General features: G+C 65.5%; 10 protein-coding genes and 2 pseudogenes. 6 read left to right on the top strand and 6 right to left on the bottom strand.

The window, feature by feature from the left end; all coding sequences use genetic code 11:
• Positions 1-8: 8 nt before the first annotated feature.
• The gene (locus AC3FNH_RS25925; RefSeq protein ID WP_276101862.1) at positions 9-851 is read left to right on the top strand and encodes an N-acyl homoserine lactonase family protein; all 843 of its coding nucleotides are present in this window, start codon (positions 9-11) and stop codon (positions 849-851) included.
• A 28-nt stretch (positions 852-879) separates the two neighbouring features.
• On the opposite strand, the gene AC3FNH_RS25920 is transcribed toward AC3FNH_RS25925, so the two are convergent.
• Entirely contained in the window at positions 880-3,255 is a 2,376-nt protein-coding gene (locus AC3FNH_RS25920; protein ID WP_488722097.1) for a DNA polymerase II, read from the bottom strand.
• Complete coding sequence (locus AC3FNH_RS25915; RefSeq protein ID WP_488722096.1) at positions 3,228-3,830, bottom strand: helix-turn-helix transcriptional regulator; 603 nt, start codon at positions 3,828-3,830, stop codon at positions 3,228-3,230. Before AC3FNH_RS25915 ends, AC3FNH_RS25920 begins: the two co-directional genes overlap by 28 nt.
• Positions 3,831-3,951: 121 nt before the next feature.
• On the opposite strand from AC3FNH_RS25915, the pseudogene AC3FNH_RS25910 reads away from it, so the two are divergent.
• Positions 3,952-4,215, top strand: a pseudogene (locus AC3FNH_RS25910) (arsenic resistance protein); the annotation flags it as partial.
• Positions 4,216-4,265: 50 nt separating this feature from the next.
• On the opposite strand, the gene yddG reads toward AC3FNH_RS25910, so the two are convergent.
• Positions 4,266-5,210, bottom strand: a complete 945-nt coding sequence (gene yddG, locus AC3FNH_RS25905) for an aromatic amino acid DMT transporter YddG (protein ID WP_488722095.1) — start codon at positions 5,208-5,210, stop codon at positions 4,266-4,268.
• Positions 5,211-5,610: 400 nt separating this feature from the next.
• Between yddG and AC3FNH_RS25900 the strand changes: the two genes are divergently transcribed.
• From AC3FNH_RS25900 to AC3FNH_RS25890, 3 genes and pseudogenes are all read left to right on the top strand, one after another.
• Positions 5,611-7,614 carry an acyl CoA:acetate/3-ketoacid CoA transferase gene (locus AC3FNH_RS25900; protein ID WP_488722094.1) on the top strand — a complete coding sequence of 668 codons (2,004 nt, stop codon included), beginning with the start codon at positions 5,611-5,613 and terminating at the stop codon, positions 7,612-7,614.
• Positions 7,615-7,650: 36 nt separating this feature from the next.
• A complete protein-coding gene (locus AC3FNH_RS25895) occupies positions 7,651-7,845 on the top strand; it encodes a hypothetical protein (protein ID WP_071013074.1) in 195 nt (64 codons plus the stop codon).
• Positions 7,846-7,881: 36 nt separating this feature from the next.
• Positions 7,882-8,295, top strand: a pseudogene (locus AC3FNH_RS25890) (enolase C-terminal domain-like protein); the annotation flags it as partial.
• On the opposite strand, the gene AC3FNH_RS25885 reads toward AC3FNH_RS25890, so the two are convergent.
• Together AC3FNH_RS25885 and AC3FNH_RS25880 are read right to left on the bottom strand one after the other, a co-directional pair.
• On the bottom strand, positions 8,228-9,514 hold the full coding sequence (locus AC3FNH_RS25885; RefSeq protein ID WP_488722093.1) for a DUF3422 family protein: 1,287 nt from the start codon (positions 9,512-9,514) through the stop codon (positions 8,228-8,230). The pseudogene AC3FNH_RS25890 and the gene AC3FNH_RS25885 sit on opposite strands and share 68 nt — an antisense overlap.
• Positions 9,515-9,695: 181 nt before the next feature.
• Positions 9,696-10,547, bottom strand: a complete 852-nt coding sequence (locus tag AC3FNH_RS25880; protein ID WP_488722092.1) for a LysR family transcriptional regulator — start codon at positions 10,545-10,547, stop codon at positions 9,696-9,698.
• Between the two features lie 105 nt (positions 10,548-10,652).
• On the opposite strand from AC3FNH_RS25880, the gene AC3FNH_RS25875 reads away from it, so the two are divergent.
• Positions 10,653-11,273, top strand: coding sequence for a LysE family translocator (locus AC3FNH_RS25875; RefSeq protein ID WP_488722091.1), 621 nt, complete (start codon positions 10,653-10,655; stop codon positions 11,271-11,273).
• 39 nt (positions 11,274-11,312) lie between these two features.
• On the opposite strand, the gene AC3FNH_RS25870 is transcribed toward AC3FNH_RS25875, so the two are convergent.
• Entirely contained in the window at positions 11,313-11,564 is a 252-nt protein-coding gene (locus tag AC3FNH_RS25870) for a hypothetical protein (protein ID WP_488722090.1), read from the bottom strand.
• Positions 11,565-11,611: the final 47 nt, after the last annotated feature.

Genomic DNA, 11,611 nt, shown 5'->3' with positions numbered 1-11,611 from the left:
AGCCTGTCATGCTGAAAGGTCCGCGGATCGCCATCCAGCTCGCGCTGGCTGCCCTTGCCATCGTCCTCATCGGGTGCGCCGGCATGTCGCCGCAACGAACGAGCGTTGTCGAGCGCCTGTACGTCCTCGACTGCGGCGAAGGCACCGCCATTGACGTCTCGCGCTGGACGCCTGGCGTGGATATCGGCAAACCCGCGGCGTTCGTCGACAACTGCTACCTGATCAAGCACGCGCAGGGCTGGCTGCTGTGGGACACGGGCGTGGACGATGCCGTCGCCAAGCTGCCCGACGGGGCGGTGCCCGCTGATCCGAAGTCCATACTCTGGCGCCGGCCCAGGACGTTGGCGAGCCAGCTCGAGCAGCTCGGCGTGAAGCCATCGGACATCCGCTATGTCGCGATCTCCCACACCCACCCGGACCATATCGGCAATGTCGAGATGTTCCCGCAGGCCGTGCTGCTGGTCCAGAGGGCCGAGTATGAATGGCCTGGCGCCGGCAACGCGCCGCGCTTCAAGCCCGGGCATCCGGTCACCCTGCTCGATGGCGACAGGGACGTGTTCGGCGACGGCAGCGTTACGATCCTCTCGACACCTGGCCATACGCCTGGCCACCAGTCCCTGCTGGTGAACCTGCCGAAGACGGGGGCGGTCGTGCTGACCGGCGATGCGGTCCACTTCCGCAGCAACTGGGACCAGCGCCGGGTGCCTTCCATCAACTTCAGCAAGGAACTGACGCTGAGTTCGATGCAGCGCATCGCCGATCTGATGGCACGGGACAACGCACAACTCTGGATCAACCACGACAAGGACCAGCGCAATACCATGAAAATGGCGCCGGCATACTACGAGTAGGCGAGGCGCCTGCCCTGGACGCCCCGCTCTACCCCGGAAACAGCGCCATCTGCCCGGTCAGCAAGGTCTCGAAATCGTCGTCGAGGAACGGCAGGATGGCGTCGGCAACGGGCTGAAGCTGTCTGGCGACGTAATGGCCGTAGTCGATCGGCGCCGTGCGGACCTCCAGCGGTTCCGGCCCGGCCGTGGTCATCACATAGCTGATCCAGCCGCCACGCTGGTACTGCGGTGGCCGGCCCTGGCGTTCGTTATGGGCGTCGGCCATGCGGGCGGCGCGAACGTGCGGCGGCACATTGCGCTGGTATTCATCGAGCTTGCGGCGCAAGCGCTTGCGATAGACCAGCTGCTCATCAAGCTCGCCGGCCAGCGTGCGGCGCACGATGTCCCTCACGTAGTCCTGGTAGGGCTCCCGATTGAAGATCTTTTCATAAAGCGTCTGCTGGAACTGCTGGGCAAGCGGCGACCAGTCCGTGCGCACCGTCTCCAGCCCCTTGAACACCATCTCGACCTGGCCGTCGGGCCGCTGCACCTGGCCGGCGTAGCGCTTCTTGCTCCCCAGGTCCGTGCCGCGGATCGTCGGCATCAGGAACCGCCGGAAGTGCGTTTCGAACTGGAGTTCGAGCGCGCTATCCAGGCCGTGGGCCTGCGCCAGGTGCTCGCGCCACCAGTCGTTGACGTAGGCGACCAGGCTGCGGCCGATCTGGCCCGCATCGGCCTCGGTGCGCGCGCGGCGCAGCCAGACGAAGGTGGAGTCCGTGTCGCCGTAGATCACCTCGTAGCCGCGCGCCTCGATCAACGCCCGGGTCTGCTGCATGATCTCGTGCCCGCGCATCGTGATCGACGAGGCCAGCCTCGGATCGAAGAAGCGGCAACCGCTCGACCCCAGCACGCCGTAGAACGCGTTCATGATGATCTTGAGCGCTTGCGAGAGCGGCTTGTTCCGGTCGCGCTTGGCGGCGTCGCGGCCTTGCCAGACGCGCGAGACGATGGCCGGCAGGCAGTGCTTCGTCCGCGAGAAGCGCGCACCGCGGAACCCGGGCACCGAGTCCGCATCGTCGGGATGCGCCAGCCCTTCCACCAGGCCGATCGGGTCAATCAGGAACGTGCGGATGATGGACGGATAGAGGCTCTTGTAGTCCAGCACAAGCACCGATTCATAAAGCCCCGGCCGCGAATCCATCACGAATCCGCCGGGGCTCGCCTCCGGTGCCTTCTCGCCGAGGTTGGGCGCCACATAGCCCTGGCGGTGCATCAGCGGCATGTACAGGTGCGTGAAGGCGGCCACCGAACCGCCGCTGCGGTCCGCCGGCAGGCCCGTCACCGTGGCGCGCTCGAGCAGGAACGTCAGCAGTTGCGTCTGTTCGAAGATCCGCGTCACCAGCTCGCAATCGCGCAGGTTGTAGCGCGCCAGGGCCGGCTTGTCGTGCTCGAACATGCGGTCGATGGCGTCCATGCGGTCATACGGGTTGTCGATCGCCTTGCCTTCGCCGAGCAGCGCCTGCGCCACCGACTCGAGACTGAACGACGGAAAGCTCCATGTGGCGGAGCGTAGCGCCTCGATACCGTCGATGATCAGGCGGCCAGCGGCGGCCGCGAAATAGTGCTGCTGGCTGGCGTGCTCGCGCCACTCCATTTCCGCGCCGCCGCGGCCCAGGCGCAACGGGACCTGGCACTGGCGCGCATGCTCGTGCAGCACGCGCAGGTCGAACTGGACCAGGTTCCAGCCGATGATGGCGTCCGGGTCGTGACGGGCCATCCACGCGTTCAGCCGCTCGAGCAAGGCAGCGCGCGTCGGACAATATTCGAGCGAAAAATCGACCTCGGCGACCTCCGCGGAGACTGGCGGCGCCGTGCCGAGCATATAGACCTGCCGCTGGCCGCAGCCGTCGAGCGCAATCGAATAAAGCTCGCCGAATGCGTTGGTTTCGATATCCAGCGAGACCAGGCGCAGCGTCGGCCGATAGTCCGCCGCTGGCTTCATCTGCGCATGGCGGAGCACGCCGCTGCTGTCGGGATCGCCGGTGAAGGAGACCGGCGCGGTGATGAAGCGCTCCATCAGGTAGCGCTCGGGCGGCCGGATATCGGCCTCGTAGACATCCACGCCGGCGTTGCGCAGCGCGCGGCTGTGCTGCCCCAGTTGCCGATACTGGCGGCAGTAAAGGCCGAGAACGGGCCGGCGCTGGAAATCCTGCAGCCTGAGCGCGCGCAGCTCGGCATTGCCGTCGCCTTGCAGCACCGCCTCGGCGCGTTCGCGCTGCGCCTCGGGGATAAAGGCAATGGCCGGTTGCGGAGGCAAACGCAGCAGGCGCGGTCCGTCGTCGGTAGCCAGCCAGACCTCGACTTCCGCACCTGCCGGCGTATCGCGCCAATGTCGGGTCAGGATGAAACCCTGTTGAAATGCCACGCCGCAAACCTTAAGGAACCGCCTCGGCAGGATTTTAGCGGAGATGCGGCGCATGCAGCCGCCGGCGCCGGCGTCGGCAACCGGTTGGTCAGGCGCGGAACAGGATGGCCAGGCCGCACCAGGTCCACGACGCGGCTGCAGTGCAGCTTGACCTTCAGGCTGGCGATCTGCTTGCGGACAGTGTGTTCGGATACCGCGTTCTCCGCCGCATACGCCAGCGGCGTGCTGCCGCCGACCAGCGCGGCAAGCACGCGCGCTTCGGTGCGTGTCAGGCCGAACTCCGCGACAAGACAGGACATATCGAGGGTCCGGCCCGCGGTGTTCCTGCGAATCCGGACGAGCGTCAGCGGTTCCCCGACCATCTGCAGCTTCGCCGGGGCCGGAGCGATATCCAGCGACAGCGTCTCTCCCGGCGACAGCGCGACTGCGGTTTTCATGCGCGACCGGGTTCGAATGGCCAGGTGCAAGGTATCGAGGACGTGCGAGCAGACCGCCCCGTTCGGATGGGACAGGCGCCCGCGCCGGATGGCCAGGCCTTGCCTGCCATCGAGCAGCATGGCGCACAGCGGCGACATCCGAACTACCGCCCCGCCCTGCGACACCAGGCAAATGGCCTCGCCAAAGGCACTGAACGTCTCCTCCAGAACGTGGATGTCCTCGGCGATCAGGCTGCGCTCGGAGTTTCACAACGACTACCTGCGCCAGGTGCTGCTGAACTCCGGACTCGCCTACTTGCTGAACCGCCGGCTTGGCGTCGCCCACTGCGTGGCCGGCCCGTCAGCTCTGATCGGCGCGAGCAATTTCTTCGAACTGGCGGTGGCCACCGCCATCAGCCTGTTCGGCTTCCGCTCCGGCGCGGCGCTGGCGACGGTCGTCGGCGTGCTGATCGAAGTGCCCGTGATGCTGTTCGTCGTCGGCGTCGTGAACCGCTCGCAACGATGGTATGGGGCGAAGGGCTAGGAAGTGAACCGGGCACGGACAACGGTGGCCGGGGGTAGCCGGAACCCGGGCTAGGGCTCCCCGGCACGTTCCTGCGACAGCATCTTATCCGGCACCGGCGCCGCTTTCGACGGCCGCCCGCGTGTGGCCAGCCAGCACAGGATCGATCCCGCGCAGACCATGGACGCGCCCTTCCAGAACGCCAGCGACAGCGGGGTATGCAGCAGCAGGCCCGCCAGCAAGGCGGAGAAGACCGGAATGAAGTAGGACGCCCCGGCAAGGACCGTGACATTGCCGTGCAGGATGCCCACGTTCCAGGCCGCATAGCCGAACCCCATCGCCGAGGCGGCCATGGCCAGGTAAATGACGGCGTGGACACTGAATGACATCGGCGCGTGTTCCCCAAAGACATACTTGGCCCACAGGGCTAGTGCGGTGAGCATGAAGAACAGCGTAATGCCGTTCTTGCCGCCGGCAATCCGGCTCGTGACCGTGCAATAGGCCGCCCAGATCAACGCGCCGAAGAAGGCCAGTCCGTAGCTGAGCGGATTGTCCCTGACGTTTGCCGCCATGCCGGTGAAATCGAGCCCCTGCTCGCCGCCCAGGACCAGGCAGATGCCGAGAATGGCCACCAGGAAGCCCGGAAGGATCAGGAAGCTGGCCTTCTGCTTGTTGAACGCGATGGCCGACAGCATGGTGAAGGTTGGCCACAGGTAGTTGACCATTCCCACCTCGATCGCCTGCCTGTTGCTATGCGCGTAGCCGATCGACAGCGACAGGCACAGCTCGTAGGAAACGAACAGGATGCTGCCCCAGAGCAGATAGCGGCGGGGAAATTCGCCGATCCTGCCGAAGCCGACCGTCACCCACAGCAGGACCGATGCGACGGAGTACATCATGGCGGCACCGCCGGTCGCGCCAAGGCCTTCGCTGACGCCGCGGATCAGGCCGACGATGGAACTCCACAATACGATCGCAATCAACCCGATCAGGGTGGCTTTACGCTTGCTCTGCATGACAGCTGGTTTGGTTCGCCTGCCGGCGGGGATGAGGGGGATGCGATTATCCCCTCATCGGGTGAATCCGGGGGCAGGAAGCAAACGCCGCAAGTCGTCTCCTGTTTCGTTCGCTTCCATATTGCATCTCTTGAGATACAACCAAGGACACAATAGGCCCCGAACGGCCTGCGGACGTGTCGGGCGGCGGTCAAAGATGCCGCAAATATGGGGTTCCAGGTCACGGCGGCCCGGCGATCGCGCCTGGGCAGGGAAGTTTGGGTTCGTCTAAGCTGGTAGTCGCGAAAGCCCTCGCGGCGTCTGGGCGGTGGCGCCCATGCCTGTGTCCTGAAAATAAAGTATCGCGGAGCATGCACCATGCGAAGCGGTCCCGAATCCAACTTTCGCAAGGGGGGAGAACATGAGCACGCAAGCAAGCACGATTCGTCTGGCCGTCCATTCGCGCGAAAACGGCAAACTGGTCTCGGCACGCGAAGCCGTGCGCCTGATCCGCGATGGCGATACCGTGGCGACCGGCGGCTTCGTCGGCATCGGCTTCGCGGAAGAAATCGCCATCGCCATCGAGGAACTCTGCCTGGCACAGGACGACGAGGCGCCAGTCGGCCTGAAAAAGCCCGGCAACCTGACCCTGGTCTACGCCGCCGGGCAGGGAGACGGCAAGGACCGGGGCCTGAACCATTTCGCGCTGCCCGGCCTGGTGAAGCGGGTGATTGGCGGACATTGGGGCCTGGTGCCGAAGCTCCAGCAGCTCGCGGTCGGCAACCAGATCGAAGCCTACAACCTGCCGCAAGGCGTGATCACCCATCTGTTCCGCGATATCGCGGCCGGAAAGCCGGGCCACCTGTCGCGCGTCGGACTGGGCACTTTCGTCGATCCGCGCTTTGGCGGCGGCAAGCTGAACGAGCGCACCACCGAGGACCTGGTCGAACTGATGCGCATCGGCGACCAGGACTATCTCTTCTACAAGGCCTTCCCGATCCATGTCGCCATCGTGCGCGGCACCACGGCCGATCCGGACGGGAATATCACCATGGAGCGCGAAGCCCTGACGCTGGAAGCCCTGGCGATCGCCATGGCCGCGCACAACTGCGGTGGCCTGGTGATCGTCCAGGTGGAACGCATCGCCGAACGGGGCACGCTCAATCCGCGCCAGGTGAAGATCCCCGGTGTGCTGGTGGACTGCGTGGTCCTGGCGAAACCCGAAAACCACCAGCAGACCTTCGCCACGCCTTACAGTCCGGCGTTCTCCGGCGAAGTCCGCGTGCCGGTGAGCAGCGTGGCGCCGATGCCGATGAGCGAGCGCAAGATCATCGCCCGGCGCGCGGCGATGGAGCTCAAGCCAAACAGCGTGGTGAATCTCGGCATCGGCATGCCGGAAGGTGTCGCCAGTATCGCCAACGAGGAACGGATCCTCGACCTCATGACGCTCACCGCGGAACCTGGCGTGATCGGCGGCATTCCCGCCGGTGGGTTGAACTTCGGAGCTGCCACCAATCCGGACGCGATCATCGACCAGCCCTATCAGTTCGACTTCTATGACGGCGGCGGACTTGACCTCGCCTTCCTCGGGCTGGCGCAGGCCGATGCCCAGGGCAACCTGAACGTATCCAGGTTCGGACCGCGCCTGGCCGGCGCAGGAGGCTTTATCAACATCAGCCAGAACGCAAAGAAGGTCGTGTTCGTCGGTACCTTCATGGCGGGCGGCAGCGAAATCGAGGTCATCGACGGCAAGCTCCAGATCCACCGCGATGGCAGCGCCAGGAAGTTCGTCCAGGAAGTGGAGCACCGCACGTTTTCCGGACCCCACGCGGCTGCGGCGCTAAAGCCAGTCCTCTATATCACCGAGCGTTGCGTATTCGAACTGGGCGCACAAGGCCTGGAACTCATCGAGATTGCGCCCGGCGTCGATCTGGAGCGCGACATCCTTGCAAAGATGGATTTCGTACCGATCGTGCGCTCCCCTGCGCTGATGGATGCTCGCATCTTCAGCCCCGAGCCGATGGGGCTGCGCGCGGACGTGTTGCGCCTGCCACTTGCAGCGCGCGTCAACTATGACGACGAAAAGAACATCCTGTTCCTGAATTTCGAGCAGCTCGAGGTGAAGCGCGCAGAGGACATCGCGGCGATCCGCGCACAGGTATGCCGCGTCTGCGAGCCACTGGGCCACAAGGTCTATGCCGTGGTCAACTACGAAGGCTTCGTGCTTGACCGCAGCGTGGAAGATGCCTATGTCGAAATGATCGCGGAAATGGTCCGGCGCTTTTATATCGGCGTGACCCGCTTCACCACCAGCGGCTTTATGCGCGCCAAGCTCGGCGATACCCTCGCCCGGCGCGGGCTGGCTCCCTATGTCTATGAGACCGAGGCCGAGGCGAAGGCGTACTTGCGTGACCAGTCAGCCTGACGACTGCGCAGTCATCTCGTGCTACGATCCGCGCAAATGAAAAAGCCCATCTACTACACCTGCCAGAACCAGTCCTGTGGAACCCGCTGGGAGTCCACCGAAGTGGTCGTCGTCAACGAGGGCCAGGGCCCACTGTTCCGCTGCCCGATCTGCGGCGCGCGCAATGCATTGGCCGCGCGCGAAGAGGACGGCGTGACCGTTTATCGACAACGCCGGACGACCGGCTCCTGACGCAACGGCACTGAATCTGCCGCTCAGGTCCAGCCGCGTTCGGCGGCCGTGCGCGAGCGTCTCGGCGATGCGGTGCCAATCATGGTCGACGCCAACCAGCAATGGGACCGCCCCACCGCGCAGCGCATGTGCCGCACGTTCGAGTCCTTCAACCTCGTCTGGATCGAGGAACCGCTGGACGCCTACGACCACGAGGGCCATGCCGCGCTGGCAACGCAGTTCGACACGCCGATCGCGAAGCTGCTCGAAGTCGGCTTCGAGATCGTCGCCAATACGCCGGAGCAGTTCACCGCGTTCCAGGCGTCGGAGTTCGCGCGCTGGAAGAAGGTAATCCAACTGGGCAAGATCACGGCGACTGAACGGCCCGCCGCCGGCGCCAGATTCAGCCTGCGCTCCTGGCGCCATCGTGCCCGGCACCGTTGGACCGCTTGGTGCGCCGGATTACCATGAACACGAGCAGCACGACCGGCGCGATCAGCAGCCCCTCGACCAGTTCCGGGTCCATGCCCAGGTGCAGGGCATGCAGCGAACGCAGGCCAACCGCCGTCAGCGACAGCACGTAATAGGAAATCGCCGCCACGGAAAGCCCTTCCACCGCGTGCTGCAGGTGAAGCTGCGTGCGGGCGGTGCGATCCATGCCCGCCAGCAGCCGCATCGTATTGCCTTCCTGCGCCAGGCTGACGCGCGTGCGCAACAGGTCGACCGCGCGTGCGACGCGCGTGGTGAATTGCTCCAGGCGATTTGCGCTGGCGCGGCACGTGTCCATGGCCGGCGTGAAGCGGCGCTCCATGAATTCGGCGATGGTCGGGATGCCCTCGATGCGTTCCTCGCGCAGCTCCTGGATACGGGCCATCACCAGGCGCTCGTACGCGCGGCTGGCGCTGAAGCGGTGGCTCGACTCCGCCAGCGCCTCGCCGCGCACGGCAAGGTGCGTGAGCTCCTGCAGCAGATTGGCATCCACCTTGTCGTCCGGCGCGGAGTCCATGCGGTGCATCAGCCCGGCCAGCGCGCGCTGCAGCACATCGAGCGAGCGGCCCAGCTCGCGCGCGGCGGGCAGCGCCAGCAGGGCCATCATGCGATAGGTCTCGATCTCGTACAGCCGCTGCAGCAGACGTCCGCCCTGCGCCTCGCGGAAGCCCTCGTCGATGACAAGGAAGCGCGAGAAGCCATCGGGCTTGATGGTCCAGTCGCAATAGACTTCGCCGTTGCCCAGCACGCGGCTGCCGACCTTGATCGGGCCGTCGATCCACTGCCGGTAGTTATGGCGCGCCATCGGCGCATGCTCGCCGGATACCAGCTCCATACGGATCGCGACGAAGCGCATGCCCGCGATCTGTTCGAACCAGGCCTGCGGCACATGCTCGGTGGCCAGGCCCGAGAAGTAGTCCGTGTCGTGCCGGCTGGCCACGAAGGTGTAGGTGGAGAATTCCGTGTGGCGTTCCCACTTCAGCTGGCGCTCGCCACTCCAATGCGCGGCATAGTGCGTGCTGCCCGGCTCGGGCGCCGGCATGCCGGTGAGATCGCACAACGCGCTCAGCAACTGCTCATGCACGGCGGTGTCGTCCCCCGCATAGATCGCCAGGTGAGCGAGGGCGACGGAGCCCGACAACCGCAGGAAAGGTCTTGCGTGCAGTTCGTTGGCAAGGCTCGCGCGCAGGGCGTGGTCCATATTCGAAGATCTCTCGGTAGGTTTTGGTCGGTAGCTTGCGTGAGGATATCAGCCGAACATGACCGGACGGCTGTCAGATGGCTGTCAGGACGGTGGTCAGGGCATAGCCGTCAGTCGTTCGCGTGGAGTCCCCCCTGTCGGACGCGTCGCTGCCCCGGTGCGGCGGGTTGGACACATCGGATCAGGCTCTCAGGTCCGCCAGCATCTGTTCGGCAAGGAAGTCGCAGGGCGGCCGCGCGGAGCCGGCGCTGCGCGCCAGGACGACCTCCAGAGAAGGAAGCGGCGGAAGCCCTTCCGCTTCGCCAAGCAGTGCCAGGTGCTGCGGGATGCTGCAGCGAGCCAGGGGCGCTACCGCCAGCCCCGCCTCGACCATGCTGATCAAGCCCAGCAGGCTCGGGCTCTCATAGGACATCCGGTAGCGGATGCCCGCCCCCTGCAGCGCGCTGATGGCGTGCCCGCGCGCCGCGCTGCCATGCGCAAAGACCGCGATCGGCAACGGGCGCTCCTTCCACACCTGCCGGTTGCCACGGGCCGCGGCCCAGGCCATTGGCTCATGCCGCATGAATTCCCCGGTAACGCCGCGCGTCTTCGTGATGCACGCCAGGTCAAGCGTGTTGTCCTTCAGCAATGGGATCAGCGCATGGCTCGGCAGGCCGATCACGCGGATCTCCACGCGCGGATGCGCGACCGCGAACTTGCGCAGCACCGTGGGCAGCAGCGACGAAGCGTAGTCATCGGGCACGCCGATCGTGACCCGTCCGCGGATCTCCGGACGCACCACCGCCGCCCAGGCCTCCTCGCGCATGGCCAGCATCTGCCGGCCGTAGTCGGCCAGTACCCTGCCATCCTCGGTCAGCGCGACGTTGCGGGTCGTCCGTTCGAACAGCGGCTTGCCGAGCGCTTCTTCGATCGCCTTGACCTGCATGCTGATGGCCGACGGCGAGCGATGCAGGGATTCGGCCGCGCGCGCGAATGATCCAGTGTCGGCAACAGCGACGACCATCTCCAGGACATCGAGATCGAGTTTCCTCATGCGGCAGCAATAAGTCAGAAAACCTGAATAATTGGATCAGTATAATTCGTTTTACTTAGCGATCCCGCGCTTCGATACTGCCACCATCGTCTGCGAGAGGGGCGAATGAGAGCGATGTACGAGTTCATGGCGGTAGGCGGCCTGCTGGCGATCACGCCGGGGCCGAACATGGTCTACGTGATGGCGCGATCGGTCTCGCAGGGCACCCGGGCGGGCCTGATCTCGCTCGCGGGCGTGATGCTTGGCTACCTGTCTTATATGCTCGGTGCGGCATTCGGGATCAGTGCGCTGTTCCTCGCGATCCCGGGAGCCGCGCGCGTGCTGGCCGTCTGTGGCGCGCTCTACCTGCTCTATATGGCCTGGCAGATGCTGAAGCCGGGTGGCCGCTCCCCGTTGCAGGTCGAAGCGGCTTCGGCCGAGCGGCCACGCCGCCTGTTTGCCATGGGGGCGATGACCAGCCTGCTCAATCCGAAACTCGCGCTGGTGTTCCTGTCCGTCCTGCCGCAGTTCATCGATGACAAGGCCGGCGATGTGCTGGGGCAATCGGTCGTGCTCGGGCTGGCGCTGACCGCCGCCTTTGCCGGCGTCAATGCGCTCGTCGCGGTGTCATCGGGCCGCGCGGCGGCGATGATGGCTCAGCGTCCGCAATGGCTGCTGGCGCAGCGCTGCGTGACAGGCGGCATACTGCTCCTGCTGGGCTTGCGGATGGGAATTCAGGCCTGGTGAGTGCCGCTTGTCATGGCCGGGTCTGAAGACCAAGCCCCTTTATTCGTGCCCCGTCACCGCGCGCTTAGTCGCGTGATAGCCGTGTTTGGTCGCGTCACCAACCGCATGCCCGGCCGACTTCACGCCGCGGCCGATGGCGAACGTCGCATCGCGCACGGCATGGCCGCCCTGCTTGCCTGCCGCCTTGATGTTGTCCTTGAATGCGTGGGCATCCCCGGACAGGCTCGCCTGCGCGAGCGGGGCCGCCGCAGCGAGGGTGATCGCGATGATCAGAGTCTTTGCCTGCCTCATGCCTGTGTGTCCTTTTCATTGGCCTGGTATCGGCCGTCACGGCAAGT

Source organism: Cupriavidus sp. 22TCCZM01-5, assembly GCF_057798915.1.
Note: the sequence above shows the minus strand (reverse complement) of the source record. Positions and strands in the feature narration are given on the sequence as shown.